General features: G+C 67.7%; 2 protein-coding genes. Both read right to left on the reverse strand.

The genetic code is table 11. From position 1 onward, the window contains the following. Window positions 1-126 precede the first annotated feature (126 nt). Window positions 127-1,185, reverse strand: coding sequence for an adenosine deaminase (locus tag ABNT58_RS06655; RefSeq protein ID WP_348752718.1), 1,059 nt, complete (start codon window positions 1,183-1,185; stop codon window positions 127-129). Window positions 1,186-1,202: 17 nt separating this feature from the next. Next, window positions 1,203-2,225, reverse strand: coding sequence for an aromatic ring-hydroxylating dioxygenase subunit alpha (locus ABNT58_RS06660; RefSeq protein WP_348752719.1), 1,023 nt, complete (start codon window positions 2,223-2,225; stop codon window positions 1,203-1,205). Between the last annotated feature and the right edge of the window lie 234 nt (window positions 2,226-2,459).

A 2,459-nucleotide genomic window follows, 5' to 3' on the forward strand; every position in this document is an offset into this window, starting at 1 on the left:
AGCAGCGCAGGGCAGTCCGCGCGCAGCGCGGACCGCGGAAGCTAAGCCCCCGGGCCCGCCCGCACGGCCCGGAGCAAACACGCCAACCACCACGAAAGGGTGTTCAAACCATCCACCGCAACAAGCTCACGAAGCGTCCGCAAACACCCGATCCAGCTTCTCCACCCATGCCGCCTTCGCCTCGTCAGAACCAAAGCTCGCCTCGATGCTGTTCAACGCCAGCTGGTACGCGTGCCGAGGCCCCAATTGCGGCAGCCCGTTGAACACCGCGTCGAAGTTCTCGTTCATGTAGCCGCCGAAGTAGGCCGGGTCGTCGGAGTTGACCGTGACCTTCAGGCCCGCCTCCAGCAAGGATGCGATGTTGTGCTGGTCCATGCTGCTGAACACACACAGCTTGATGTTGGACAGCGGGCACACCGTCAACGGTACCTGCTCGGCGGCCAGGCGCTCCACCAGCGCCGGCTTTTCCACGCAGCGCACGCCGTGGTCGATGCGCTCGACCTTCAGCAGGTCGAGTGCCGTCTCGATGTACTCGGCCGGGCCCTCTTCGCCCGCGTGGGCCACCAGGTGCAGGCCCAGCTCGCGGCAGCGCGCGAACACGCGCGCGAATTTTTCGGGCGGGTGGCCGCGCTCGCTGCTGTCCAGGCCCACGCCGATGAACTGGTCGCGGTAGGGCAGCGCCTCTTCCAGCGTGGCCAGGGCAGCCTCTTCGCTCAAATGCCGCAGGAAGCACAGGATCAGCGCACTGCTCACGCCCAGCTCGCGCTGCGCGGTTTCGCTGGCACGGGTCAGGCCGTCGATGACGGTCTTGAACGGCACGCCGCGGTCGGTGTGCGTCTGCGGGTCGAAGAACAGCTCGGCATGCACCACGTTGTCGGCCGCGGCCTTGCGGAAGTAGGCCATCGCCATGTCGAAGAAGTCTTCCTCCTTCAGCAGCACGCTGGCACCGGCGTAGTAGATGTCCAGGAAGCTCTGCAGGTCGGTGAAGGCATAAGCCTCGCGCAGCGCTTCCACGCTGGGGTACGAAAGCGCCACGCCGTTGCGCTGGGCCAGCGCGAAGATGAGTTCGGGCTCCAGCGAGCCTTCGATGTGGATGTGCAGCTCGCACTTAGGCATGTCGCGCAGCAGCCGGGGCAGCTCGTCGCGGCCGATCTTGTCGAGGCGGGAAGCCAGTTCGAGGGGCATGGAAGTCTCCGGATGCTTCAGCAGATGCCGAAGGTGATGCCGCGTTCCTTCAGGTAGCGGCGGTAGGCGGTGGAAGCGCGGTCGGCCGCGCAGTGCAGCTCGGTCACCGGCGCTTCGGGCGTGATGGGCAGCAGGCGCGGGCGCTGTGATTCGAGCACAGGCTTGTCCTGCATGAAGATGGTGTGCTGGAAGCCCTGCAAGTGCGCGTCGGTGGAGGTCCAGTCCAGCATCGCCAGGCGGATCCACGCGCGGCTGCGCTCGGGCGACAGCGGGCAGACGAACATCGCGATCGATTCGCGAAAGCCCTGCACCCTGACCGTGGCCGCATCGGGCACCTTGGTCAGGATGGCGGTGTAGGGCGCGTTCACCTCATAGGTGTAGTCCACCATCGCACCGGTGGCCGCCTGCACGCTGCTTTCCGGCTGCCAGGCGCGGCATTCGGTGGCGATGAAGCCGTGTTCGGTGGTGGTGACGCGGTAGGGCTCGATGGCGGTGTTGTCACGCGCGCCCAGCCAGCCTTCATGCACATAGCCGAAGTGGGCCATGTCCAGGAAGTTCTCGACGATGCGCGGGGCACTCGTTTCCACGTCATACGGCCCGCAGTTCACCTTGCGCAGCTGGGCATCGGCCTCGGCGGCGAAATCGGGCAATGGCGGTTCGGCCTCGGGGCCATCGGCCGGCAGCAGGGCCACCCACACCAGGCCATAGGCCTCGCGGGCGCGGTAGCGGCGGGCGCGGTGGCCTTCGGGGGGCTGCCAATCGGGCACGGCGGGCACGTGGGTGCAGCGGCCACCGGGTTCGAACTGCCAGCCGTGGTAGGCGCACTCCAGCCGGTTGCCTTCGATGCGGCCCAGCGACAGCGAGGCGCCGCGGTGCGGGCAGCGGTCGTCGAAGGCCTGCACCTGGCCGGCGTCGTCGCGCCAGATCGCCAGGTCGGTGCCCAGCAGCTGGGCTTGCACCGGGCAGCGGCGGCCGTCGGCACGGGCCTGGTCCAGCGCGCTGGCCAAAAGCACGGGGTGGTAGTGGTGGTGTTCGATCATGGGTGGCGATACCGCTGCCGCGCGAAGCATGGAATGAAAAAGGCCGCCCGCCGCCTTGCGGCGCGCGGGCGGCCCATGGCCGGGCGCTTACTTGCCCGACGGGATCTTGCCTTCTACGCCCTTGACGTAGAAGTCGATCTTGTCCTTCCAGTCCTGGTCGGCCTTGGTGCCGGCGGGCAGGCGTTCCTTGCCCGAGGCATCGACCACCGGGCCGGTGAACACCTCGAACTCGCC

Source organism: uncultured Aquincola sp. (genome assembly GCF_964001545.1).
Classification (GTDB): domain Bacteria; phylum Pseudomonadota; class Gammaproteobacteria; order Burkholderiales; family Burkholderiaceae_C; genus Aquincola.